Genomic DNA, 23,136 nt, shown 5'->3' on the forward strand with positions numbered 1-23,136 from the left:
TTATCGGCTAAAATGAATAACTCACTTGGGCAATAATCGCCTCAACAACAGGATAGATATTTTGTGTTTGTAATGCCTCTGGCTCTGTAAAGCCGGAACTTGTTGGCATTTGTCGGTAATATTCAAGCCTGAATGATAGTTCATTACCACCATTAAGTGTCATACCATATTTTGCCCCAACAGTAACCGAAGTCATCTCACCAATTCGATAGTCTGCACTAACAAAAACTGTTTTTTCTTGCTGTACAATAATATAAGGCTGGTAAAAATTCGCAGCACTTTGCTGGTAAAATCTAATATGTGGTTCAATATAACTTGTTCGGCCAACAGGGATAGCAAAGCGAGTATCAATAGTATGAGAGCTAATGCCCCAGTCGTCCCACATATAACGATACGAGACATCGGCAATAGTGTTAAGCAAGCTATCATCAAAATGATATTTAGCTTGCATAAAAGTACTCTGCTTTATCCGTGAATCAGGACGATTTTCATAAATATAATCCTGTGCCATGCCATCGTTATTTAAAACACTGACAACCTTAAATGGGTCAGTTAAATAGCCATCAACCATTGAATAAGAATAATTAAATGCAGTGATCATGCGCCTGTTTATCACTTGGCTAAAACCAACCAGCACATCAGCCGTACTTTTATTTTCGCTGTCCCCTACCCTTGTTTTCGCAAATTCAGTATCCCAATCTGACGCACTAGAATCGCCAACTAACATGGATGAAAGTGGCTTTGGAATGCCTCCTTCAGGGGTAAAGGTATCTTGAAAAAAACTTAAACCCATCGAAATAGTCGAATTTTTTCGATTAAAGTCATAAGCTAAATTACCATTAATGCCTAAAGATAAATAATCATACTCTTTTGATAAATGCCCGCCAGCACTACCGGTGATATTCTCCGTCAATGGTTGTGTCCACTGGCCATTAAGCTGAACACGGGTATCCTTAAAGGTATCATCAAGGGGTGTTTCACCTGCGGCTGTAACATACTGACCATTGCCTGAAGGACGAGTAAATGTTTGCGCATTAGGCTGAGCAACAGCACCGTTGGCTGATGCGCCAGTTAAGGCATCAATAGTTAGTTTTAAAGTTAGAACTTCATCATTAGCAAAAGTTTTTGTGCCCGCAATGATAGCTTCACTGGCACTAACTCTGTCAACTTCTGAGTAAAGCAGAAAAGCGCTATCAAATTGCCACTCGTCAACGTCTTGTGCCTGCGTTGCGCATGAGGCAACAACACTCGTGCCCAGTAAGGCACTTGTTGCTAAAGATAATGCTGCTTTGATATTTATTTTTTTAGTACTATTTCCCTCTGTATTTTTCAACCTAGGATTATTCAACTTAGTACTTTTCGCCTTGGCATTATTATTGTTCATTAGTTACACCCACAACCGCCACCACCAAAACTTTTTCCGCCACTGGATGCTTCTTTAGAAAAGTAAATATGGTCATCTAAAGCCGAATCAATGGGACTAGATGTTAACGCCATTGCCTTTTTTGCTAATAAATCACGTTCCCAAGGCTCTACACCTAAACTACTACAGCCACTAAGGCTAGTCATAACAACCGCTAGTAAGGTAAGTTTAAATTTTGGTTGGTGGAATTGAACAGTCTTTTTCAAGAATAATTTATTTAAGGGGAAGTGGCGCGTTTTCATCATGACCTCGGTTGCTTTTATTCATATGAATTTTTAATGGGTACTTAACTAACTGTTTAATTTCATCTTCATTCATTTTACCTGCAAATAAGCCCCGATGGCGATACTTTAATATGAGATTATCATCTTGATCACCTTCAAGAGCATTCGCAAAGTTATTTATTCCTTAAAGAAAGACTTATCTATATACTTCACCGCGATGATATTAATAAATAAATTACTTAACAGTGACTATCAATAAGCCACATGCTTTATTGTATTTCTTATTATGCTTTTGCTTTTTAAGTACAAGTTATGCTCAAACTTGCTTATCAGAAACTAACATATCAACAGGCTCTTACTGCCAAGTTGAGGCGGAAGACAACCACGAACCGAGCATTACTTTAAGCAATTTCATTTATCTAGCTAAGCTTGGAAACCCAAGTAAAATCATTGTCTACTCCCCTGCAGAAAATCCTCAACTTCAGATTTTACCTTGCTGTAATCGTGGCCCGCCCAGGCACGCTAACTCTATTAACCACAGCAACTAATACCATAAGCCGGCAATAAACATTGCTAAAAGGCTAGTATTTCCTCTTATTTATAGCGCTGTTATCACTAATTATATAAATGGTGATAACACGCTCTTATTTCTTAGCAGTCAATTATTATGATTAATACCGTTATTCTCACCCTAGTTATCATCAGCTTTTTAATGATAATCACCGAAGATTTCATCCATATTAACAAAGCCAAAACAACACTTTTTTTTGGTACTCTTTGTTGGATCCTCGCATTTGTTTTTCCAATTAACCAAAACATTCCCAGTGAAACAAGCCATCAGCTTAATGAAAATTTATTGGAAATTGCCACTCTATGGTTATTTCTTATGTCAGCCATGACTTTTGTTGCTTATTTGAATAGCAAAGGTTTTATCTCGGCTCTAGTACAACGAGTGTTACCTGCAGCTATTTCTGAACGTGGTTTAATGTTTGTTATTGCCATTTTTGCCTTTGTTTTCTCTTCTTTTGCCGATAACGTCACGGCAACGCTTGTTTCTATCGCTGTGGTAATGAACTTACAATTAGAGGTAAAAAAACGCTTAAAGTTCGCCACTTTAATAATATTTGCCGTTAACAGTGGCGGTGTTTCACTTATTACCGGTGATGTCACTACCCTAATGATATTTCTAGAAGATAAAGTCACTATTGCTAACTTACTTATCTTAATTTTACCTTCTTTTATCGGCGTATTAACGTTAGCAAGCTTATTATCAATAAACCTCAGTGGCGAGGTTAAGTTAGCGCAAATACGTATTAAAATTGAAAAAGCCGATACTATTATTGCGCTTATTTTTTTATTAACTATTTCAGGTACCTTACTCGCCAATGTATTGTTTAAGATCCCACCGGTATTAAGTTTTTTGTTTGGCTTATCGGTGATGTTTTTAGTGGCAAGCTATCTACCGAAAAAAAACAATCAAGATGTTTTACACTATATTAGAGAAGTAGAATTTGATGCGTTACTGTTCTTTTTAGGTGTGCTACTTCTTGTGGGTATTTTGAAACAAATTGGTGTGTTAAATGGCTTTACTGATCTTTATCAATACCTACCAGCCATGGTAGTTAACTATTTAGTTGGTTTTATGTCATCGGTAATTGACAACGTACCATTAACCGCCGCCTTATTAAAATCTGGTGTTGATATGAAAGTCACCGAGTGGTTAATGCTAACTTATGCCACGGGGGTCGGTGGCTCCATTTTAGTAATCGGCTCAGCCGCTGGTATAATTGCCATGAGCAAAATTAACGAATTGAATTTCATTAGTTATTTACGCAATGCTTTATATTTGATTATTGCTTATACCGTGGGTTATATCGGGGTGTATTTCGCCGCTAATTGGCTAATTGGCTAAAAATATCGGCCGATATAGAATAGTAGATAGCAGGATAAATCTGCTATCTACCTTAGACTTTGATCATTTATTTGAAAAACTGACATCGACTTCATCTTATAAAATGACGGCTCATAAGTTGAAATATCCGAAGCACAATCAACAGAATGAATCTAATATTTCCGCTTGTGTTATAATTATCAGCAAATCATGGACATAATTATAGTCTTTTTAGATTAAAACTGAATGTTTAAAAACACCCTAAAGTTTAATAAATTCATTTATTTATTGATATTCTCAATAGTACCCACATCATTAGTCGCTAAAGAACTATTGATGTTAACTGACGATGGACCGCCACATATGATTGCCGCCTCGAATAGCGGTATTGATGTAGATATAGCCCGTGAGGTATTACAACGAATGGGTCATACGGTTAAGCTTGGTTTTGCACCATTAGACCGTACCAAACGACAAGTTGAGAATAAACAAGCCGATTTGTTTTTACCGACATTTTTTCAACATGATACCGATGAGTTATTTTTCTCTGTACCTATCATATCTTACCGCCCAACTGTATTTAGTTTAAAAAAAGATCACTTAATGTTTAAAGCGATTTCAGATTTACTCGGTTTGAGGTTAGTGACTTTCCAAGGTGCTGCCGGTTATTTTGGCGACGAATTCGTGAAAGTTTCAAAATTCAAAAACTATGCTGAGCTACATGACATGTCAAAATTTCCAGAAATGTTAATAAAAGCAAGGTGTGATGTTGTAGTGTTGGATTACTACATCTTTTATTACTATTTACAAGAGTATCTAAAACGAAACAATACACCAGATTTTAACGTCGACATGATTGACAGCTTTCAGTTGTTCCCTGAAGTTAAAGCACACGTTGGCTTTCATGATAAGAAGCTACGAAATGAATTTAATAAGCAATTCCTGCTGTACCAAAGCCAAGCAAAAGACAAAGCAGTAATACATAGATACTTAGGAAATATGATCCCCTCACAGTAAGTTCATTTTTATTTTAACTCCCTTATTACGTAAGTAAGAGACACCAAGAAACGCCCTTTCTATTTTGTTAGATAGTACATTAGTGCATTATATAATCTTTGAAGTGAAAAATTTCATTTAATGGTTCAAATTACTCTAATACTAACTCATTGTAACAATGACTTTTTATACAGGTAACGGTATTTACAGCTGTTTGCGTGAAATAATACAAAATGTCATGTTTAAACATGACATTTTGTCGTCTAATAAGCTGTTGAACTAAAGCGCTTCGTGGGGAATGCCAGCCCCTGAATTATCTCTGCATTCCAGCCAAACTTTACTTGCTACATCAATCCTTTTTGGAGGCAAGTTATAACAACACTCAGACAACAGTTACTTGACTGTATGCAAGTGCGACACTTTTCAATTAGAACACAGAGATGAAATAGGACCTGAATGTCCTAGTTGCCATAATGCTGAGATAGTATTGATATGAATTATATTACCCAACAAGCAGTTAGTGCGGTTTCGAACGTTCTAGTTGAGTGGTTAAAGTGTTAATTATGCGCTGAAAAAAGCGATATTGGAGGATTCGTTTGTCTTGAATAAAGCCCCTGATAAGGTAAACTGGATTGATAACGTTGAGCAAAATAGAGTAAGGAAGCTATTGAAAATGCAATTTATGGATAATCACCTTCCTACTACTGAAATAACTCAATAAACAAAAAACATATTGGCTACAGGACATTTATCTCTCATGCTTCGACAAGAGATAAATGCTTAATTGTTATAAGCCCATTATTATCATGGAGAGTAAATGGATCAAAATACAATAAATGGATTAATTGGTGGAGCTTTATTAGCTTATGTTATCCCTAAACTTAGCCCTTATATCGACAAGTATCTTAAGCGAATTTTTGGCTTTCTATTAAATACAGTACTTAAGCCTCTTAAAGGTTACTTTAGAAATAAACGATTAAATAGGCTTAAAGAGTTTCGTATAATGAGGGTTAATAATTCTGCGGTGACTATGCAGGTTGTCAGGGCTCATACATATTTCATTCTCTTTTGGGGAGTTATTGCTTTTTATATGAATCTGCTCACTGAGCCTGATTTTCCTGCCATTCTTGATAAAAGCTTTGTCTTTGGTATGTTTTTGACTAGTCCAATATATATATTTGAGCTTTTATGGTTATCAGCAGACGGTAAAGCTAAAAAGTTGGTAAAAAACAGAGGTAGGCTGGGCTTATAAGTCATTAAAGAAGGACTAAAAACAACGGGTTGTTAGCAGGGTTTACCTTTAAACCACTTGAAGCGGAAAAATCTCTAACTCCTCCTATTTTTTGATGTTATTACATATCCAGACCTATCTGTTCCCTAATATTGATCCATCATGCTTATGTTTGGTAAAGGTGAATCAAAGTCATCAATTCCAAATTCTTTAGAAAGTTGTGGACATGCAACTTTTTGAGGGTTAACTAAATGAATAATTTCGGATTTAGGGTCTATAACCTTACCTTCCATCTCGATCATTTTTTCAATACCTGGTGGCGTATAAAAAATAATCATTCTGACTTGAGTATTCGATTCATTACGAAATGCACGCTTGCTTCTAGGGTGACACATCACAAAAGTGCCTGTTGTTGCCACAATTCTATTTTTTCCATCATAAAAGACCATTTCACCTTTGGTGATCAAGAAAGATTCATCTTCTCGATGGTGCAGATGAAATGGTCCACCATCACCGGGGTTAACAAGTGCTTCCATTAATGAAAAACGGCCCTCAGTTTCTTCACCGGTCATAATAAAACGATAAATATTACCCATAGACTCAATGTGAATCCCGTCTTCTGGCTTTCGTACCACAATATTTGTGTAATTGTTATCCATAGTTTTCTCCTGCTTTATTAAATTTGTGTTGTTTACTACTTAGTGCACCAAAAAAAATGAATTTAGTGTGGCTGATAAAAATAGACCTAAACCGAAAATAAAGTGTGTTACTAAGCTACGGAATCTTGCTAGGTTTGGCTTAGGCGCTTTTGATGCTGCTATGCCGAAGCCCATGCAAGGCTGCATGATAAAAAAAGGAATTCCCACGGTTAAAATACCAAAAGTTATCGCTGGAATTAGCCTAGGTGTATTTATCCATTCATTGCCTACAAGCATAATCAGCACAGCCGCAAATACGACACCTGTTAAGTAGTGTGCCGCCCAGCCAACGACTAACTCTGCTGTAACAGGTTTAGCCGTTGCTATATTGACATGACAAAATGTCCCTTTGCTCATATGGATTAACCATCGACCTACCAATGCATAATTAAGTGGTGCAATGCCGATAAACCGTTGCAACATTAATGCCCAAAAATCCATTGAGATTGTTGCGCCAACGCCTAAAAAAACACTGTTTAAAATAAGATCCAATAGCTCGTTTTTCATATAATATTATCCTGATTTTACATTTAATTAATGTGCACATATGCACAATTACCATAAAACAACTAGCTATGGGTTGGTGTTGTTGTATCACTTTGGTTATGATGCCACTTCAAGTTGACTTTAAGTCAAGAGCAAAGATGAAAGAAAAAACATTAGATATTGGGAAAGTAGCAAAACAGTCCGGGTTGCCTCCCTCAACCCTACGGTATTACGAAGAAAAAGGCTTAATACAATCCGTTGGTCGTCATGGTTTACGTCGCTTATTCGATGTTCGAGTATTAAAACAACTGTCTTTGATTTCGTTAGGTCGACTGGCGGGTTTTTCGTTAGAAGAAATTCGCGGGATGTTTTCGAAAGGAGATATGTTACAAGTAGACAGGCAGCAACTGCTAATAAAAGCCGAAGAGGTAGAGCAAACAATACTTCAAATGACCGCAGTACGTGATGGTCTTCGTCATGTTGCAATTTGCCCAGAGCCAAGTCATTTAGAATGCCCTAAATTTAATAAAATGATACTTGCTGCAAACCGACAAGTAAGGCGAGCTAATAATAAGTAGCGTATCTTTAATAGAATAATGGAGTTGATATAAGATCAATTTATATCTGATAGATCTCCAATTAACTTATAGATGTGAATATTAATAGCGATATAATATAGTCGCATTTGAACTTGGTACTATAAATCGTTTAATAGGACGATAAACAGTTGGTTTATACTCCTAAGTAGCTTATTTTAACCAACTATTTCTAGCCCCTTAAATGGGCGTTTTATGCCAAGGAAAAATTATGCACTCTCGAAAAACTCGTAGATTAAGAAAAAAGCTTTATTTAGATGAATTTGCTGTAATGGGGGTTGAATTAGATTGTAATTTAACTTGTAAGGATGAGTCTGAATTAGCAACAATAATGGATGATTTTTTTGTTTTTATTGACTCTCTAAACTTATGTATTGGCGGTGGTGGGGATCTGACTGCCTTTGCTGGTTTTATTTCTTCTCATGAACGTTATGGTTCAGTCACTGACTCGGACATATCAAACATATCTAATTGGTTGAAAGACAAAAATATCATTTCAACGTTTAATATTGGTGAACTTGTTGATGTTAACTATGGCACATAGACGCTTAAGAACTTACTGCTAACAATTAACAGCCGCTTATGGCGGCGTTATACGTTTCAATAGTCGGGGTTTTGTATGCTGAAGTATTTTATCTAATTATATTTTTTTTTCAGTAACAACTAAAGCTGAACAGACCACAATTTTTGTCAATGAATCAAGTTATGCCTTAGCGGGTAATGATAAAGAATTTGATGCCGAATCTTTGCTAAATATACTTAAAAAACAAGAAGTACAAAAGGTGATGTTAACTGTTGACGTATGTGCTGGCCCCGCTATTTTAGCAAATGTATATGTTGTACTTAGCCAAATTGAAGTTACTACCATCAATTTAAAAGCTATTGGCAAGTTAGAAAAAAGCAGTTGTGAAAACCTATAGTAATAAATTAAACAAGGACAATAAACGTAACTAATCTGTTTAGCTTATTCATTCAGTAATGCATTTCTCATAATTTATGACGTTTCTCATATATCGATGCTGCGCCTTAATTGCGTTAGTTATAATCTTTAGTGTAAAAACTTCACTTTTTGGTATTGATTTAATTTGTAAACCTGTCACTGTGTACTCACTGAATGTTTATTCAACATTACTAACTATCAGTAACTAACTTATTCAGTCCACAATTCGGTTCAAACAATAATTAAAGGAGTAGCGCTTCAATGTGTTCAATCTTTGGTATATTAGATATAAAAACAGGTGCAGATGCACTTCGTCCAAAAGCTTTAGAATATTCTCGTCTTTTACGTCACCGCGGTCCTGATTGGTCAGGCATTTATCACAGCGACAAAGCAATTTTAGTCCATGAACGTTTATCTATTGTTGATACAGAGCATGGCGCTCAACCTTTATACAATAGTAATAAAACGAATGTCTTAGCTGTCAATGGTGAAATTTATAACCACAAAACATTAGCCGCTAATTTAAACGTAGATTACGCTTTTCAAACGGCATCCGACTGTGAAGTTATTTTACCACTTTATGAAGAATTCGGTGTTGATTTTGTTGATAAACTACAAGGTATGTTTGCCTTTTGTTTATACAATGAAACTGACAATAGCTACTTAATTGCTCGTGACCATATCGGTATTATCCCGCTTTATACTGGTTATGATAGTGATGGTAACTTTTATGTTGCTTCAGAAATGAAAGCGTTAATGCCCATTTGTAAAACCGTAACGGAATTCCCACCAGGTCATATCTTAGATAGCCGTGTTGGAGAGTTAAAAAAATATTATAAACGTAACTGGCAAGAATATGGCGCGATTAAAGATAATACCACCAGCACCACTAAAATTCGTGAAGCATTAGAAGAGTCAGTAAAAAGTCATCTGATGACTGATGTGCCTTACGGTGTATTATTATCAGGTGGTTTAGATTCATCATTAATTTCTGCCATTACCCAGAAATTTGCTGCCCGTAGAATTGAAGACAATGACTTAGCTGAGGCGTGGTGGCCAAAAGTACATTCATTTGCTTGTGGTCTTGAAGGATCACCCGATTTAATAGCGGCACAGACTGTTGCCGATAGTATTGGTACTATCCACCATAGTATTGTTTTTACCGAGCAAGAAGGCATCGACGCCCTTAAAGAAGTTATTTATCATCTAGAAACTTATGATGTAACGACTATCCGCGCTTCTACCCCTATGTATTTGATGGCACGTAAAATTAAAGCCATGGGTATTAAAATGGTACTTTCAGGTGAAGGCGCTGATGAAATTTTTGGTGGATATTTGTACTTCCACAAAGCGCCAAACGCGCAAGAGTTTCACGAAGAGCTAAACCGTAAGCTCGACAGACTGCATAAATTTGATTGCTTACGTGCTAACAAATCTATGTCGGCTTGGGGCATCGAAGCTCGTGTACCCTTTTTAGATAAAAACTTTATGGATGTTGCCATGCGCATCAACCCAGAAGATAAATTGTGTGGCAATGGCAAAATGGAAAAAGCCATTCTACGTGAATCTTTTGAAGGTTACTTACCTAAAGAAATTTTATGGCGTCAAAAAGAGCAATTCTCAGACGGTGTTGGTTATTCTTGGATTGATGGTTTAAAAGCCCATGTAGAAGAACAAGTTACCGATCAACAACTGGAAAGTGCTAGCTTTAGGTTCCCAGTAAATACTCCTGATTCTAAAGAAGCATATTATTATCGTTGTGTCTTTGAAGAAAGGTTCCCTTTACCGTCTGCTGCTGATTGTGTTATTGGCGGTAAGTCTGTCGCTTGTAGTACGGAAGAAGCCTTAGCTTGGGATGAAAGTTTTCAAAATAATGCTGACCCATCGGGTCGTGCTGTGTTGAGTGTTCATAACGAGAGCTATTAATAACTTCTGGTAACGAATTCGATTAACGAGACAAAAAAAGCCGATATTTAATAATATCGGCTTTTTTATTTATTAGGCCAATCAGTAAAATTGTAGTGCTATTGCTTAACAAATCTCAAAATATATTTAATTAACTTTTGATTCATCTGATAGTGAATATACTTTTTTACCCGCTACCCATGTTTGTAATACCTGACTTTGCCAGATATTACTTGCTGGCATGGTAAATAGATCATCGCTTAGCAGAATGAAATCGGCCTTTTTACCTGCCTCTAAGCTGCCTATTATCTTATCTTGATGACCTGAATAAGCGGCATCTATGGTAAAGCTTCTCAATGCTTCAATAGGTGTCATTTTCTGATCAGCATACCAGCCGCCATCGGGTGAGTTGTTATGGTCTTGCCTGGTAATAGCCGCATGTAACCCATAAAATGGATTTGGCGATTCAACAGGGAAATCTGACCCTGCAGCAATAATGACATTGCTATCAAGTAACTTACGCCAAGCATACGCACCTATAATCCGCTGCTCGCCAAGGCGAGTAACAGCCATGTTTTTATCACTAGTGGCATGTGTCGTCTGCATTGAGGCGATAACATTAAGCGCTGAAAAACGGGGGATATCGGCTAAGCGCAGTACTTGTGCATGTTCTATTCTATGCCGTAATAACTTAGTTTTACTTTTAGTAATGCCTTGCTGGTAAAGATCTAATATCAGTTTATTAGCATTATCACCAATTGCATGGGTGTTTACTTGAAAGCCAGCATTCATAGCAAAATTAATATAGTGTTGTAAGGTATCATTATCATGTAATAACAAGCCCTTATGGCCAGCATGGTCGCTATAATCACTGATTAATGAGGCTCCCCTACTGCCTAATGCACCATCTGCTTGAATTTTAACACTGTTAAAAATGAACATTTCATCAGATGTTTTATAAGGGCCTTGTGCTAATTGTTGCTGCCAATTTGGGCTGGGTAAATACAACATGCCATTAATACGAATAGTCATATTATTTTCGCTAGCGAGCTCTTTATATAAATTCATATTATTTTGATTTATACCGGCGTCATGCACACTGGTTAAGCCCATACTAGCCAAAGATTGCATCGCCCTTGTTAAGGCTATTTTATCTTCTTCAGCTGATGGCTGAGCAATACTCGTAGTTATTAGATCCATGGCATTATCAATGAAAATACCGGTAAGCTGACCATTTTTATCTTTTATTATTTCCCCACCAGCAGGAGATTTACTCGCTGAAGTTATTCCCGCTAAAGCCATCGCTTTAGAGTTAGCCCAACCAGCATGGCCATCAACTCGTCTAAGCCACACGGGTTTATCTGGAAAAGCCTCATCTAAACTTTTAGCACTTGGGTAAGTATTATTAGCCCATTGCACCTGATTCCAACCTCTTCCAAGGACCCAACTCAATGCCTTGTTATTTTTGGTATACGTTATGGTGCGCTCAACAGCATCAGCTTCAGATGTAGTACCGGCCAAGTCGACCTGTAATAAGCTGTGTCCATAGCCAAGCACATGACCATGAGCATCAATTAAACCGGGCAACATTGTTTTGCCTTCGCCATCAATAATCAGCATATCAGGTGTTACATCAGCAGTAGCATCAGTCTGATAGACTTTAATGATGGTGTCATTTGAGAATAAAATGGCAGAAAACTGCTGTAATGACTCGCCACTGACAGTGTAGCCATTGACATTTTTTATTAGCGTGGTTTGCGCCATAAGCTCAGTACTGATTAATAGCGCTGATATGGCTGTAATTAATTGAAGTTTTTTCATGACATTTTTATTGTTATCGTCTTTATTGTAGGAAGTTAGCCGCAAATCACTTTAACATAACGTTATCAACATCTAATAACTAAATGACAAAGAATATCTGCTTTAAGCTAGAACTGTCTTAGACTTGCCAATGATGAGCGAAGCTAAAAAAGAAGCTATTTAATTTATTATGACTATTAATAAACTCTGGTAACATTTAGCAACTTAACTTCACATAGAGATTTAGGGTAAAATAACGCTATCGTTTACAATTAGCATTAGCGAATAAAGGTTATCACGTGACAGAAAAACATCTTATTTGGGATTTACCCTTACGCATTTTTCATTGGAGTTTTGCCGGCACAATATTAGCTTCTTGGTATACCGCTGAGCAAGAAGGGGAAATGATTGACCTGCATATGCAATTGGGCTTTGTTGCCCTTGGTTTAATTATATTTCGAATTCTTTGGGGTGTTATAGGGCCAAAGCATGCAAGGTTTGTCAATTTCATTCCCTCCCCGAAAACACTTATTAGCTATTTGCATCCAGCTAAAGAGAGTAAAGTTACTGCGGGTCACAATCCATTAGGTGCCTTGATGGTGGTGCTAATGATTGTTTTAATCACACTACAGGCGGTTAGTGGTCTGTTTATTAATGATGATATATTTTCTTCTGGACCCTACTACGGTAGTTTAAGTAATGATTTAGAAAAAATTATGGCTTTTATCCATCACAACACCTTTGACTTTATGATTGCTGCCATTGCCTTACACCTTGGAGCCGTCGCCTATTATTGGCATATTAAAAAGCAAAATTTAGTTTTACCGATGATCACTGGCAAAAAATCAGCCGAGCAGGTTAAAGCGATAGATGCCATTCCCCATTCGAAGGTTATTCTAGGTTGTTTAGTCGCTGTATGTTGTGTCGGTTTAATTTATTGGCTGGTAGTTATCAATGCGCCTGTGATTGAAGAGTTTTATTATTAAAGCTTTATTATTACTCTCAGCTTAATGCTGTTTGAATCAAAAAAGGTTAGCCACTTGGCTAACCTTTTTTGTCTTTATTGATCCGTACGAAATAAAGTCACTAAAAATAATGGCGATATTCGAGTTTAAATTCTTGGAAGCTATTGACTGGCTGCTGCTCTTTACCTTCAACCCGATGAAAATCAGCAGATAGACGTAAGCTATCATTGTCGCCAAGCGGTATACTTTGCTGAAAACTCACCCTGCTGCGCTGTGTTTGGTCAAACAAGAATTGATAGTGCTCCGCTTCCACTAATAACGTGCTTTTAGGCCAGTAATGTAACAAACCTACCTGTGCTCCTGGCGCAACGGCGGCAAAACTATCAAGCTTACGATTAAACTCTAATCTACCGGTAGCAAAGGCAAAAATATGCGTATTATCTAATAATTCGTAACTAACGCCTCCACCTCCTGAGCCTTGGGTGACCAAAACTTCTTTATCCAAGGTCCACTGCTGCTCTAAACTAATGTTGGCTTTCCATGACCAAGGAGAAAAGTAGCTGTCTCTTGTTGATAAAGAAACAATATCGAGTAACTCAGCTTTTTCTAGTTTAATATCTCCGCCTTCATAAGCTCTCAACATGACATTAACCATGTTTAATGACATGCCTTGGTAATAACCTGCAATAGGGTCAAGCAAGTCATGATAGCTGCCACGGTATTTCACCTCTACAAAAGATTTATCTAGGTTTTGCCCCAAACTAAACCCTAGCATCGCCGTTTTATGGCCAAGATCAGGTCGCTGTGGTTGCTCTATAGGTATGCTTAGTTTGGACGGGTTTTCACTGAGTCGCCTCAATAATAAGTAACTTCGGCGTGTGGTCTCTTTAGGACGCCCATTAAAAGTATTTTGATAGCGCAAATAGCGATAGGCACTATCAACAATAATTTGTTGCTGTTTAATCGGCAGACTAATAAATTCTGGCTTTTTTAATACCTTGATATCTTTAGATAAGGCCAATGCCAATATATTTTCATCATCAGTTAACATGGCTAATTGCACTTTTAACTCAGTTAAAATAGATGGCCTATAATGAGTATCCGCTATCAACTCAGCGTCTTGAACGACCCTGACAGTATCTAGTGGCATAGCGGTCACTGGAAAGTTATTAGCGAGATACAATCCAGGTCTAGCAACATCAAGCAACTCAAGTAATCTAAATGAACAGTTCTCATCAAAGAAATAATACTCAAAATCAATCCCTTGTAACTCCCAAATATGCGCCAACATGGCATCAATTTCATCTTGTTTTAAATTTAATTTATATTCCCATAAGTCACGATTTTCTAGCCGGTTATACTCTTTAATTTTTTCAAAATAAGGATTAGCGGCAAAATTACCAGGATAACCACCGGTTAATCCTCTAGCCGCATATAGAAAACCGGCATCTCCGTCTGGTACGGTAGCGCCAAAGTTCAAGGCATAAGAGAGGTAAGTGGAATCTTGCTCAACACTTTCGGGATCAAACCGTAAGAAAGTATGACCATACATTGATGAAGGACTATTTAATTGTGCTGATGCAAATACCAAAACGACTCTACTAGTATTAAGTTTATTGCGCCAATCTCGATATTCCTGACAATAAAAAGGCTTAACGTCTTTGCTAAGTGTTGTTATGTTTTCTAATAAAAACAGTGTTCTCGCTGGAAACTTACATTGAGTATCAGCTTGCTCTTTTAACGCTGAAATGGTCGCCAACAATTCACTTTCAGGATTTACTGCGCCATCTGGTGCTAAAAAGAAGCTTGCATCATCAACATAACTTTCAATTTCACTGCCTTGCTTTTGCGTATTAATATGTAATAACGCACGCCACTGCTCTGTTTGTGCCAATTGAGTAAAATTTTCTGGCTGCTGTGCATTAGCTTGTATAGCCATTAAAAAAATGAGGGAAAAAGATAATAGCGATGCTTTTAAGTTCATAGAGTTTACTTGCTGGAAATGTAATATCGGAGAATAAAGATTGAATAAATATCAATGCTGTAATTAAAAAAGGCTACCTGAAGCAGCCTTTTTTCATAGAAAAAAGATAAATACTATACTGTATATTTAACTAAAGTTTTGTCATTTTTCATTAAAGAAAACATAGAGCTAACTACGTGTTCAGTGGTTGCTTCTTCTGAAGGGAATAATGTATTGAAGTTGTTATGAAGAGTCGACTTGAATAAAGCACGATCAGCTTCTGCTACACCTAAAGAAACTGCTACAGCAGTTAATGCTTCACCATCACCACGAGCAACATCTTCACTGAACTCATCCATAATCATACTAACATCAATCATTTCCTTACCGCCGTAAGTCAATGTACCTTTAGTTGAACAGCCGTTAGTACCGAATGACATACCAAAAGTATTGTTACCTGTTGAGTTATTCGTTGTTGCAGCTAAAACATGGCTAGGAGTGCCTGTTTGACCAGCGAAAAGCATATTACCCCAACCACAAGTCTGGCTACCAGGTGCGTCGGCTAAAACAGAAGTTGATACTAATAAAGTTGATGCGATTAAAAGTTTTTTCATGATAAATCCCTATATAATTTTTGTAGAATGTTACTTATTGTTAAAATTAAGCCAAACCAGTCTAATACATATGTTTTTATTATTCTAGCGGTTAACTCCTTAATTATTGAAGTAATTTTGTCTATTAGATCAAAACCAGTATCTGATATTTTAACTGTTAAAAAAATTACTCCTTTATTCATCAATTCAACAAAAAAGCCCTTGTTTTTAACAAGGGCTTTTTATAGCATTAACTAATTTTTTGATGCTGCTATTAATTAGTCTTTCTTAAAGTGATCGTGACAACCGCCACACGTTTTACCAACACCACCAATGGCTTTTTTAATGGCACTTTCATCGTTTGATTTAGCCGCTGTCATTAAATTAGCTGAAGCTAAAGTTAATTTATCAATGTCTTTGCTAAAGTGCTCAGGATCTTGCCAAATTTTGCCTAAAGCTTCTGTTTTAACATCAAACTTAGAGGTATCAGTACGTGTATAATCTGCGATCATTAAAGATAGTTGATTGATACGTGTGGCATGTTTTTCAACAGTTTTTGCATCAACTGGCACCTTTCCTTTAGCCATAGCGCCCAATGGCCCCATGTTACTGCCTAATAGCTTAAAGATAGATTGGCGTAACTCCGTAGCATAAACAGCGTGTTTTTCAGAACTTGCTGGTTGGGCCACAACGGCAGTGGCAGCAACTAGACTGGTTGCAACGGTAATAGCTAAAATACTTTTTTTCAGGACATTCATCGATACTTCTCTCTTAATTATTATTTGATGACTTTTACTCGGCTAGTGTAGCGTAAAATCACGCCACAAAAAGCAACAACTTGTAACAAAAGTAAATCAGTAACAAGTTGATACTTAGGTTTTTAAATAACTTATAAACTATTCACTCTGCCTTTGATTAATGACAGCTTTTGATAAATAAGCTTGTATTAACGGGTATTGAAATTAATCAATTATTCTGAACCTCGCAAACTATATAAAGCAGGTTTGTTAATGTATGTCCGTAATGGTAAATAACAGGCATTAAAAGCAATGCCGCTAATCAATAGCAAGGTCAATAAAAATAAGGGTAATAAACTCACATTAATAATGCTTTCTAATTGTTCATTAAAGGCCATCATTAACCCGATTAAAATAACGATACTAATAATTATGCCAATAATAACGGCTATTAGATTATCAAACACAATCAGATTTACAATGTCACGACGTTTCGCACCAAGTGCTAAACGGGTACCTATTTCATAACGACGCATTTGTGTGCTGTAACTTAAAATTCCGTATAAGCCTAAAGCCGCTAACAAAATAGTTAATAAGGCTAATGTTCCTGTAGTAATTGCCGTTGCTCGCTCACTAAAAAGTAATTGTTGATGAATTTCAGCCACATCTTTCATCGAAAATAAAGCAAATAAACTAGTGACTTCATTTACTGCTGTTATCACTTGCTCTCGGCTTAATGTTTGATTGGGTTTAAGCTTCACCGTCATGCTGATTGAATGCACAGAGCTAGGTACATAAGCACGCACAGGAATATTGCTAACACCTGGCATTTTCATCCCTTTAACGATGCCGATGACAGTGAAAACTCCACGTTCATCCATTTTAAATTTCTTTCCTAACGCATAGTCTAAACTAGCGCCTTGAGGTACTACTTTTTTTGCTAAGGTGTCATTGATTATCATCACCATATTATCTATTTTACCTTCTGGCCCAGTAAAACCTTCACGAATATCACTTACCGTAAAATAGTCACCTGCGAGTAATGGCTGCTCAATCAATTGAAAGTATGATTCATCTATCCATTTTACACCTGGAAGCATGTGTTCGTTGGTAGCAACATTGGTTAACGCCATCTCATAAAAACCACTCAATGGTGATTGTGAATTACTGACCGCTGCAACTTGCGGCAGTGCTAATAGACTATTTTTTATCGCTGTGCCAAGTACTGGACCATCTATTTCTTCTTGTGTTGGCCTTCGCTTTGTCGAAAAATCAATATCAACAAAGTTAGCGGTATTAACACCTACCGGCTCATTAATGACTTTAAGCGCTTCGGTAAATAAACTCAGATTACCAAAGACTAAAACACTCGCAATTGCTACTTGACTAACAATCAGCGAATAACGAACTTTTTTAGATATTTGCATATCAACGCCCTTACCGCTGCCATGTAAATGTTGGCTAATGGCTCGGTAGTTAATCATTTTATTGCCTAATAAAGCAAAAAATAGCGTAAACATAGTCGCAAACAAAATGGCACTTGATAAAGTAAAAGTACTCAAGACCACTTCATCAACTCGAGGAAATACCTGCGCTAAATTTTGTTGTAATACTACAAACCCAACGCTAGCGAAAATGAGGGCAATCATCAAAGATGCAAACATTAATAACGACGATTCAGCTAACAGTAATTTGAATAGTTGTGATTTTTTTGCCCCTACTGCCGCAGAAATAGCGAGTGTTTTTTGTAATTGAGCCATACGGGCTATAAATAAGTTAGCAATATTACTACAAGCTATAAGCACCAAACCAAATACCCCAGCAAGCAACAATAAAACACTCTGCTGATGATTAGACAAAATGGCTGACTTTAACTGGCTTACCTGTATATCAACACGCCAACCATCATAAAATGCATCACTTGCAACGCCCTCTTGCCACTTAGCATTAACTGAAGGCGACAGTTGCTGCTCAGCTTGTGCTGTTGAATTATTTTTATCCAGCTTAGCAACAAAAATTAAGTTCTCATTAATGCTACCCCAATCTTTTCTAGCGCGTGCACTTGTCCTATTAAAATCCCAGGTTAACCAAACTTGGCTTTTATAGCCGGCTTTAATTAATTGAGGTTCAATAAATGATTGGGCACTCACCCCAATTACTTTAAAACTGACATCACGAAAACGTACTGTTTTACCTATAATATTCTCATCGTTATTAAAGGCTTGTTGCCAAGTATCAAAACTTAACACGGCCTCTGGTACATCATTTTTTATGTCGACATCTTTGGCGAAAGCTCGACCTAATTCCATCGGTACTTGAAACAATTCAAACCATGCTGGTGTTACATAAGTCGTTAACATAGTGGGCTGCGAAGTGTGTGATGTTAATATTTGTTTATCATAAGAACTTAAGGCAATGTCACTAAACAAAGTTTGATTGTTAACTAAATACATCATACTAGGATAACTAAACAGCGGGTCAGTACGACTACCGTCTTTTTTGGTCATTATATGATCCACTTTAACCAAGTGCTCAGCATCGGGATACGGTAATGGCTTGAATAACATCACATAAGCTAATGTTAATACACATAACAATGCCCCCAGTGTTATTGACATAGTAGTGATAACACTAAAAACAAAACTCGGTGTTTGCTGCAAGCTTTTATAGGCTTGTTTTACTGAGTATGAGAGTGAAGAAAAAAATAAATTCATTACGCGCTTCCTTGTAGACTCAAAATTAGTTGGCAATTTGCAATGAAGGTACTGTTAAAATAGCGCCATCAAGTAATTTTAACTGGATTTTAGCCATATCAGCGTAACGGGGATCATGGGTTACCATGCAAATAGTCGTGCCGTTTTCATTGAGCTGTGCGAGAACATCCATGACCTGGTCGCCACTTTTTGAGTCTAGGTTACCTGTTGGTTCATCAACTAATAAAATTGCAGGGTTTGTAACTAACGCACGGGCAATGGCAATGCGTTGCTGTTGACCACCTGATAGTTGATTAGGTTTATGACTTGTTCTGTGTGTCATTGATACTTGCGCTAAACACTCATTTACTCGGTTTTTAATTGTTTCTACATTGGGTTTATTACGATGATAACGTAAAGGTAAAGCAACATTATCAAATACTGATAATTCATCGATAAGATTAAACGACTGAAATATAAAGCCTATTTTACTATTTCTTGTTTCCGCCGCTTGATCTAAGGATAATTGACTAACATCTTCACCTTCAATGAAATATGTTCCTGATGTCGGCATATCTAACAATCCAAGCAATGATAAAAGCGTAGACTTGCCACAACCTGATGGGCCTGAAATTGAAATATAATCACCTTTATTGATGGTCAAGTTAATATCAGTTAACGCGTGTGTTTCTAACGCTTGTGTTTCAAATATCTTAGAAATATTGCTCATCTTTATCGCGATATTATTGTTTTTATTCTGATTCATTGTTATTTCCTTATTAATCTTTATTTTTCTTTATTTTTCTTTTAAATTCGCTACTGAGTTATTCCTATCAGATTCACCCAATCGGCTTAATCAATGGTTAACGTACTGACCGTTTCTTTAATGTTGGCTAGATCTGAGATAATAAATTGCTCATTCAATTTTACACCACTCAAGACTTCAATATATCGTCCCGCTTGTTGACCGAATTGAATAGACTGCTGTCTGGCTTGTTGGTTTGTTTTATCAACCTTATAAAGTGATGAGTGTCTATCCGTTTTAATATTGGCAGGTCTTTTCAGATACAATATATTTTTTAGTTTAGTAATAGTGATCTGAGCATCAACATTAAGTTCAGGTCTGGCACTGGCCGGTAGTTTTTTCGATAACGATATTTCAATGCTAACGGTATTATTACTGACAAGAGGGTCAATACGAGTAACTTTCCCGATTATTTTGTCTGTACGGGTATCAATAACCGCCTGTTGCCCAAAGCTAATTTGCTGTGCTTGGCTTTGTGGTACTTTTATAATGGCCACTAAATCACTAACACTACCTATTAAACCTATGGTCTGCCCTGCGATTAGATTTTGTCCAAGTTCAACAGATAACTTTTGTAAAACACCAGAAAACTCAGCTAGCACATCAAGACTTGTTAATCGTGATTGAGCGATCACTAAGCGACCTTCTTGTTGTTTTATTGCCTGCTTCATGATATTTATTGCTTCGCTGTGTACTTCTTTAAGTTGCTCGGTGCGCAATTTTAAAAATTCAATCTGTTGACGCAGCTGCACTTCATGTAGCCTCGTTTGTTCAAAGCTCAATGTAGAGATTATGCCTTTAGCCAAAAGCTGCTGCTCTGCTTTACGTTTCAACTCTGCACTTTGCAAGCTTGCTTTGATCCTTGCTAAATCAGCCTCATCCGACAATAACTCTCTTTTTTGTGTTAATTTCAATTGCCGTAAATTAGCCTTCCTTTGGGCAACTTGCTGTTGTTCATCATCAACCTGCTGTGGTAAAACGGGGTTCTCTAGACGTACAATAACACTACCTTTTTCAACTAAAGCGCCAGGTTTTAATATTATTTCTTTTACACGAGCATTAGTTAACGCACTGATGAGTAATTGTTTATTGGATATCAATTTGCCATAACCATCAACAACAACATCTAAATCACCTTGCTGTACTGTTGCTATTAACAAGCTTTCTCGAGCAATAGTGATTTGTCCAAAACTCTTATTCACTGATAGCCAAAAAAGACTAACGGATACAATAAGTGAAGTGATGAACCATTTATTGTGGTAAATGGCTTTTTTCGAAGTATCGCTTTTAATTTTGTCCATAACGGTAATATATTGCTTAAAAAATTATTCTTCACTACAGATAGCCAGATTCATGCCAAAAATAATTACAAACAATATCAGTAAGATAGGGGGTACGCGAAAATATAACTGTAAATAAAGTTCAATATCGGACGGTAGAGTTCGCTTTCGAAATAACGGGTAATACACTTAAGTTTAAATAAAAATATAAAAGTTAATGAAAATGAGTCAAGATTCAGCTTGTTTCCTACCATAGAAGGAAAAATAACTAAGATAATAACGTTAAGTTAAAAGAATCGAATTTATGGTCGAGCGGCTGAGATAAGGTTTTAGTGAGAATAACTTTAATAGCTTAGTTAACCTGAACTATGGATAAGCAGCATTTACTCAATATTCTCCTTTATCCAATTATCAGCGTTAAAATATCGATAAATAATAAAGATCCACCTGTTATCGACCTAAAACTGTTTAAATCTCGACTGAATAGCCAAGCTACACAGCCTTAACAGGCAAATAAATAGCGACAGTAATGCCCTGCTTAACTTTTTTTGTTGAGTCGCTAGTTAAAGTATTCGTTGAGGCTTTACTTGATACATTGTTAACAATACTTATACTGCCCTGGTGCTGTTCAATAATATTTCGGCAAAAGCTTAAACCGATACCCTGTCCCTGCTCTTTGGTACTGTATAAGGGTACAAAAAGATTCGCTAAGTTGCTAAAACCATGACCATCATCAATCACCTCAATTAATAGCATTTCAGTAAAATTATGTTGTCGACTAACTTGTTGGTTATTTTTTTGAAGGCCTGTTTGAATGCTTATTTGGATAGAAGCTTGACTAGCCGCCGCTTCTTTCGCATTTTTTAATAAATTAATAAATACTTGTGATAAAAAACTGTTATCGCCAATCATTGTTTCTACTCGGCTATCTAGCTGAACAGTGAATGCATGTTTATAATCGGTATTATATAAAGCCATAAGCGGGGCAAAAAAATCATTAACCGAAATTGTTTGATAATATAAGGTGGACTGTTTTGATATTGACGCATAACGTTCTACAAAACTTTGCAAATGCATACACCGCTCTGTGATCACGGTTAGTGCCAATTTATCACGTTCATTACTGGCCTTATCCGCAAGACTTTCTGCCATTGATGAAACCGGGGTTAAAGAATTTCGAATTTCATGCCCTAACACACGAATAATTTGTTGCCATGCATTGAGTTGACTGGCCCGTAGCGCTGACTGGATATCCACAAAAAACAAAAGTAAATGCTGCTCACCTGAATCAATAAACTCACTTTGCTTTATTTGCCAACATTCAGATTCATTATTTGTTTCCGCATCACTTACTTTAAAACACCATTGGCCTTCTTGCTTAGTTAAACCTATCAGCTGCGGAGAAGCATGACGAAACAACTGCCAAGGCTGCTTTTTTAATTGATAGAAAGCCTCATTAGCAAACGTCAGCTGCTGTTTGGCATTAAAGACAAGAATAGGTGCATCAAGTTGAGCTATCAGTTGATAGACAAGAAAAACATGCTGGTCGTAGCGAGATTTTTTAACTTGTAACTCGGCACTGAGTTCATTTAATTGTTGATGAAAGCTTGCCACCTGCCCTTGGCTGAACGATGCCCTGGCGTAGAGTTTATAATCTTCTTGGGCTATAGCATCGAGTTGTAAACTAGCACGCTGAAAGCTTTCTAATGTTTTAGCTTTTATGGCACTAGTTAAACGATAAACGTAAATAAGTATCAGTACTTCGCTAAAAGCTATGCCCCACCACGGCCATGATAACTGCCAAGTTACTAAAAAAACCAAAAATAGCAGTGGTAGCATCAACAAAATTAAGTGCTGATTTAAATACTGCTCTAATGAGCCAGCTTTAATACCGTATAATTTTGCCATCA

At 36.8% G+C, this 23,136-nt stretch carries 20 protein-coding genes; 8 read left to right on the forward strand and 12 right to left on the reverse strand.

Going from position 1 to position 23,136, the window contains the following annotated elements; translation table 11 throughout:
• Window positions 1-7: 7 nt before the first annotated feature.
• Together GAB14E_RS11480 and GAB14E_RS11475 are read right to left on the reverse strand one after the other, a co-directional pair.
• Entirely contained in the window at window positions 8-1,384 is a 1,377-nt protein-coding gene (locus GAB14E_RS11480) for a DUF3570 domain-containing protein (RefSeq protein WP_081967810.1), read from the reverse strand.
• Window positions 1,384-1,569 carry a DUF4266 domain-containing protein gene (locus tag GAB14E_RS11475; RefSeq protein WP_052093691.1) on the reverse strand — a complete coding sequence of 62 codons (186 nt, stop codon included), beginning with the start codon at window positions 1,567-1,569 and terminating at the stop codon, window positions 1,384-1,386. Before GAB14E_RS11475 ends, GAB14E_RS11480 begins: the two co-directional genes overlap by 1 nt.
• A gap of 745 nt (window positions 1,570-2,314) precedes the next feature.
• On the opposite strand from GAB14E_RS11475, the gene nhaD reads away from it, so the two are divergent.
• The 3 genes from nhaD (at window position 2,315) to GAB14E_RS11460 (ending at window position 5,786) form a co-directional block, all read left to right on the forward strand.
• Window positions 2,315-3,559, forward strand: a complete 1,245-nt coding sequence (nhaD, locus tag GAB14E_RS11470; protein ID WP_033082392.1) for a sodium:proton antiporter NhaD — start codon at window positions 2,315-2,317, stop codon at window positions 3,557-3,559.
• 315 nt (window positions 3,560-3,874) lie between these two features.
• Window positions 3,875-4,555 carry a substrate-binding periplasmic protein gene (locus GAB14E_RS11465; protein ID WP_052093681.1) on the forward strand — a complete coding sequence of 227 codons (681 nt, stop codon included), beginning with the start codon at window positions 3,875-3,877 and terminating at the stop codon, window positions 4,553-4,555.
• A 796-nt stretch (window positions 4,556-5,351) separates the two neighbouring features.
• Window positions 5,352-5,786 (forward strand): hypothetical protein, encoded by a 435-nt coding sequence (locus GAB14E_RS11460; protein WP_033082393.1) that lies wholly within the window; start codon window positions 5,352-5,354, stop codon window positions 5,784-5,786.
• A 125-nt stretch (window positions 5,787-5,911) separates the two neighbouring features.
• Here GAB14E_RS11460 and GAB14E_RS0122995 read toward each other — a convergent pair whose 3' ends face one another.
• Both GAB14E_RS0122995 and GAB14E_RS11455 read right to left on the reverse strand, forming a co-directional pair.
• Entirely contained in the window at window positions 5,912-6,424 is a 513-nt protein-coding gene (locus GAB14E_RS0122995; RefSeq protein WP_052093682.1) for a cupin domain-containing protein, read from the reverse strand.
• A 39-nt stretch (window positions 6,425-6,463) separates the two neighbouring features.
• Window positions 6,464-6,970: a DUF2938 domain-containing protein gene (locus GAB14E_RS11455; protein ID WP_033082394.1), complete on the reverse strand. Its 507-nt coding sequence runs from the start codon at window positions 6,968-6,970 to the stop codon at window positions 6,464-6,466.
• 137 nt (window positions 6,971-7,107) lie between these two features.
• Between GAB14E_RS11455 and GAB14E_RS11450 the strand changes: the two genes are divergently transcribed.
• The 4 genes from GAB14E_RS11450 (at window position 7,108) to asnB (ending at window position 10,411) form a co-directional block, all read left to right on the forward strand.
• Window positions 7,108-7,527 (forward strand): helix-turn-helix domain-containing protein, encoded by a 420-nt coding sequence (locus GAB14E_RS11450; protein ID WP_033082470.1) that lies wholly within the window; start codon window positions 7,108-7,110, stop codon window positions 7,525-7,527.
• Window positions 7,528-7,756: 229 nt separating this feature from the next.
• The gene (locus tag GAB14E_RS11445; protein WP_033082395.1) at window positions 7,757-8,089 is read left to right on the forward strand and encodes a 50S ribosome-binding protein YggL; all 333 of its coding nucleotides are present in this window, start codon (window positions 7,757-7,759) and stop codon (window positions 8,087-8,089) included.
• Window positions 8,090-8,291: 202 nt separating this feature from the next.
• The gene (locus tag GAB14E_RS24855) at window positions 8,292-8,465 is read left to right on the forward strand and encodes a hypothetical protein (RefSeq protein WP_156115730.1); all 174 of its coding nucleotides are present in this window, start codon (window positions 8,292-8,294) and stop codon (window positions 8,463-8,465) included.
• Between the two features lie 281 nt (window positions 8,466-8,746).
• Window positions 8,747-10,411: an asparagine synthase B gene (gene asnB, locus GAB14E_RS11440; RefSeq protein WP_033082396.1), complete on the forward strand. Its 1,665-nt coding sequence runs from the start codon at window positions 8,747-8,749 to the stop codon at window positions 10,409-10,411.
• A gap of 126 nt (window positions 10,412-10,537) precedes the next feature.
• Here asnB and GAB14E_RS11435 read toward each other — a convergent pair whose 3' ends face one another.
• Entirely contained in the window at window positions 10,538-12,211 is a 1,674-nt protein-coding gene (locus tag GAB14E_RS11435) for an amidohydrolase (protein WP_081967813.1), read from the reverse strand.
• A gap of 278 nt (window positions 12,212-12,489) precedes the next feature.
• On the opposite strand from GAB14E_RS11435, the gene GAB14E_RS11430 reads away from it, so the two are divergent.
• Window positions 12,490-13,176: a cytochrome b/b6 domain-containing protein gene (locus GAB14E_RS11430; protein WP_033082397.1), complete on the forward strand. Its 687-nt coding sequence runs from the start codon at window positions 12,490-12,492 to the stop codon at window positions 13,174-13,176.
• A gap of 100 nt (window positions 13,177-13,276) precedes the next feature.
• On the opposite strand, the gene GAB14E_RS11425 is transcribed toward GAB14E_RS11430, so the two are convergent.
• The 7 genes from GAB14E_RS11425 to GAB14E_RS0123005 all read right to left on the reverse strand — a co-directional run bounded on the left by GAB14E_RS11425 (window position 13,277) and on the right by GAB14E_RS0123005 (window position 23,134).
• A complete protein-coding gene (locus GAB14E_RS11425; RefSeq protein ID WP_033082398.1) occupies window positions 13,277-15,139 on the reverse strand; it encodes an Lnb N-terminal periplasmic domain-containing protein in 1,863 nt (620 codons plus the stop codon).
• Between the two features lie 113 nt (window positions 15,140-15,252).
• Window positions 15,253-15,732, reverse strand: coding sequence for a DUF3015 family protein (locus tag GAB14E_RS11420; protein WP_033082399.1), 480 nt, complete (start codon window positions 15,730-15,732; stop codon window positions 15,253-15,255).
• A gap of 257 nt (window positions 15,733-15,989) precedes the next feature.
• Window positions 15,990-16,469 (reverse strand): c-type cytochrome, encoded by a 480-nt coding sequence (locus tag GAB14E_RS11415; protein WP_033082401.1) that lies wholly within the window; start codon window positions 16,467-16,469, stop codon window positions 15,990-15,992.
• 212 nt (window positions 16,470-16,681) lie between these two features.
• Window positions 16,682-19,162, reverse strand: coding sequence for an ABC transporter permease (locus GAB14E_RS11410; protein WP_033082402.1), 2,481 nt, complete (start codon window positions 19,160-19,162; stop codon window positions 16,682-16,684).
• A 25-nt stretch (window positions 19,163-19,187) separates the two neighbouring features.
• Window positions 19,188-19,907, reverse strand: a complete 720-nt coding sequence (locus GAB14E_RS11405) for an ABC transporter ATP-binding protein (protein WP_033082403.1) — start codon at window positions 19,905-19,907, stop codon at window positions 19,188-19,190.
• Window positions 19,908-19,993: 86 nt separating this feature from the next.
• Window positions 19,994-21,247: an efflux RND transporter periplasmic adaptor subunit gene (locus GAB14E_RS11400; RefSeq protein WP_033082404.1), complete on the reverse strand. Its 1,254-nt coding sequence runs from the start codon at window positions 21,245-21,247 to the stop codon at window positions 19,994-19,996.
• A gap of 471 nt (window positions 21,248-21,718) precedes the next feature.
• A complete protein-coding gene (locus GAB14E_RS0123005) occupies window positions 21,719-23,134 on the reverse strand; it encodes a sensor histidine kinase (protein ID WP_052093683.1) in 1,416 nt (471 codons plus the stop codon).
• Between the last annotated feature and the right edge of the window lie 2 nt (window positions 23,135-23,136).

Source organism: Colwellia psychrerythraea (genome assembly GCF_000764185.1).
GTDB classification, from domain to species: domain Bacteria; phylum Pseudomonadota; class Gammaproteobacteria; order Enterobacterales; family Alteromonadaceae; genus Colwellia; species Colwellia psychrerythraea_B.

Bases quoted from the DNA above. Each gene is read 5' to 3' on its own strand.
- GAB14E_RS0122995 (WP_052093682.1), bottom strand. From the start codon at position 6,424: ATGGATAACAATTACACAAATATTGTGGTACGAAAGCCAGAAGACGGG.
- GAB14E_RS11405 (WP_033082403.1), bottom strand. From the start codon at position 19,907: ATGAATCAGAATAAAAACAATAATATCGCGATAAAGATGAGCAATATT.
- asnB (WP_033082396.1), top strand. From the start codon at position 8,747: ATGTGTTCAATCTTTGGTATATTAGATATAAAAACAGGTGCAGATGCA.
- GAB14E_RS11425 (WP_033082398.1), bottom strand. From the start codon at position 15,139: ATGAACTTAAAAGCATCGCTATTATCTTTTTCCCTCATTTTTTTAATG.
- GAB14E_RS11435 (WP_081967813.1), bottom strand. From the start codon at position 12,211: ATGAAAAAACTTCAATTAATTACAGCCATATCAGCGCTATTAATCAGT.
- GAB14E_RS0123005 (WP_052093683.1), bottom strand. From the start codon at position 23,134: ATGGCAAAATTATACGGTATTAAAGCTGGCTCATTAGAGCAGTATTTA.
- GAB14E_RS11445 (WP_033082395.1), top strand. From the start codon at position 7,757: ATGCACTCTCGAAAAACTCGTAGATTAAGAAAAAAGCTTTATTTAGAT.
- nhaD (WP_033082392.1), top strand. From the start codon at position 2,315: ATGATTAATACCGTTATTCTCACCCTAGTTATCATCAGCTTTTTAATG.
- GAB14E_RS11465 (WP_052093681.1), top strand. From the start codon at position 3,875: ATGTTAACTGACGATGGACCGCCACATATGATTGCCGCCTCGAATAGC.
- GAB14E_RS11420 (WP_033082399.1), bottom strand. From the start codon at position 15,732: ATGAAAAAACTTTTAATCGCATCAACTTTATTAGTATCAACTTCTGTT.
- GAB14E_RS11480 (WP_081967810.1), bottom strand. From the start codon at position 1,384: ATGAACAATAATAATGCCAAGGCGAAAAGTACTAAGTTGAATAATCCT.
- GAB14E_RS11455 (WP_033082394.1), bottom strand. From the start codon at position 6,970: ATGAAAAACGAGCTATTGGATCTTATTTTAAACAGTGTTTTTTTAGGC.
- GAB14E_RS11450 (WP_033082470.1), top strand. From the start codon at position 7,108: ATGAAAGAAAAAACATTAGATATTGGGAAAGTAGCAAAACAGTCCGGG.
- GAB14E_RS11415 (WP_033082401.1), bottom strand. From the start codon at position 16,469: ATGAATGTCCTGAAAAAAAGTATTTTAGCTATTACCGTTGCAACCAGT.
- GAB14E_RS11475 (WP_052093691.1), bottom strand. From the start codon at position 1,569: ATGACTAGCCTTAGTGGCTGTAGTAGTTTAGGTGTAGAGCCTTGGGAA.
- GAB14E_RS11400 (WP_033082404.1), bottom strand. From the start codon at position 21,247: ATGGACAAAATTAAAAGCGATACTTCGAAAAAAGCCATTTACCACAAT.
- GAB14E_RS11460 (WP_033082393.1), top strand. From the start codon at position 5,352: ATGGATCAAAATACAATAAATGGATTAATTGGTGGAGCTTTATTAGCT.
- GAB14E_RS11410 (WP_033082402.1), bottom strand. From the start codon at position 19,162: ATGAATTTATTTTTTTCTTCACTCTCATACTCAGTAAAACAAGCCTAT.